The organism is Methanosarcina sp. 1.H.T.1A.1, assembly GCF_000979295.1.
Lineage (GTDB): Archaea > Halobacteriota > Methanosarcinia > Methanosarcinales > Methanosarcinaceae > Methanosarcina.
On record NZ_JJQY01000102.1, the window covers coordinates 1 to 1,681 of the forward strand.

Here is a 1,681-nt window from a genome sequence, read left to right on the forward strand (position 1 = left end):
ACTCCCCTCTACCTGTTTCGTCCCAGACCGCATAGTCGATCTGCTCGTCATCAAGTACAGCCAGAACTGGCTCCCGCTTCCCTTCCGGAATGAGTACCTGTACAATACGCATAATATAATTATGTTATTATAATATATATATTTATTTTTATTTGATCGGGCTTGAAATTTAGTAGACAGTAAATATTTTAAAAAGACAAACTAATCCAAATATGTTAAAACATAAAGAAGAAATCCTTTGCTGCTGCAAAAGCTATGGCAAAAGCTACGGAAAAAGCCGGACAAGAATGCAAAAGATGAGTGTTTTGGATACGACACTCATGAGTCTAAGGATAGGAATTAGCAATAAAAATGAGTAAAGGGTTATGGCAAGGTTTCATGGAATATTTTTTTTCCAGCCAGGGCAGCTCTATGAAGCAGGAAACTACCATAAGGCAAGCCGGAGTCAGAGGAGCCGGATCTGCTGTCCCTGTAGCTTAATCGGTGATCTGCTGAGCCACAACAAAGCCGACAGTGATCTTAACGTCTTTGCCGGTGGCTTCTTTCAGTCGGTCGTCAGCTACCCTGCCAATATCCGGAGGAATTTCTACCCCGGCTCGATACCCCACTAAAAAAGTCACCTCTACCGGTTTACCTAACAGGAAATCTGAAGGCCCATAACTGACTTCTATGCTCTCTCCCAGTATAAACTCTGCTTCTGCATACTCAGGTTCCTTGAACATTTCCTCCAGTTCCTGGTTAATCTCCTGTTCAACCAGAGCGGCCTGGAAGGAGGTGTAAGTGACAAGAGCGAGAACTATGGAGAGGAAGGCGATTGCAACGGCGAGGACTGCTGCGCGTGAGATCACCGCGGTGCGGGCACGACCAACAGCCTTTTCCTCAGCAGGGCGAAAACCCGAAAGCCAGAACAGGATGAGAGCCGATACGTTGATAGCAAGCAGGTTTACAAGCACCAGCACGGCAGCTTCTATCGCCACGTCGTAGAGTCCCCAGGCAAGCCCGAGCCCCGATGTTGCAGCCGGAGGGACGAGGGCCACGGCAATTGCCACGCCCACGAGGGTAGACCCGGAGCCCCGCATAATGCTTATGCCGCCGGCAAGCCCCGAGCCCAGCGCAAGGAAGAGGGACAGGAAGTTCGGGGTGGTACGCTCGGCAATCTGGCCTACTTCGCGGATATCGAGTCCCGGCGGCAAAAGCAGCGTTCCTTTCATGATTGTACCTATCACGGTAGCAACTGCGATTGCCAGCAGGAGTCCCAGCACCTGCAGTCTAACCCCACGGGAGGCAAGTTCCCGTTCATCGACTACTGTCCCGACGCTGGCGGAGATTGCCGGTCCCATGAGTGGGGCAACGACCATTGCTCCTATGATTGTTGCAGCAGAGTCAAGCAGCAGCCCGGCCGTAGCAATAACAGTGCTTAGAATAAGAAAAGCAAGAAAAGTAGAAGTCGCAGGTGCAAGATCTTCCGCACGTGCTATGAGTTCTTCCCTGGAAATGCGAAGTCCGGAATAACGTTTCTTCAACGCTCCCAAACGTGCAGAAACAACCGTCTCGGGTGACAGGACGATTGTGTACGTATTCTCGCTGATTCCCGCTTCACGCAGCCTGGCCATCACCGGTTCGACGCCGATCGGCGGTATGGGGAACTGGACCAGGGCTTCGAACTCCCCTCTACCTGTTT

At 51.0% G+C, this 1,681-nt stretch carries 1 protein-coding gene; it reads right to left on the bottom strand.

What is annotated here, in order from left to right; genetic code table 11:
* Nucleotides 1-476: 476 nt before the first annotated feature.
* On the bottom strand, nt 477-1,681 hold a 1,205-nt coding region (locus EO95_RS10805), incomplete at its 5' end, for a TIGR00341 family protein (protein ID WP_048134694.1).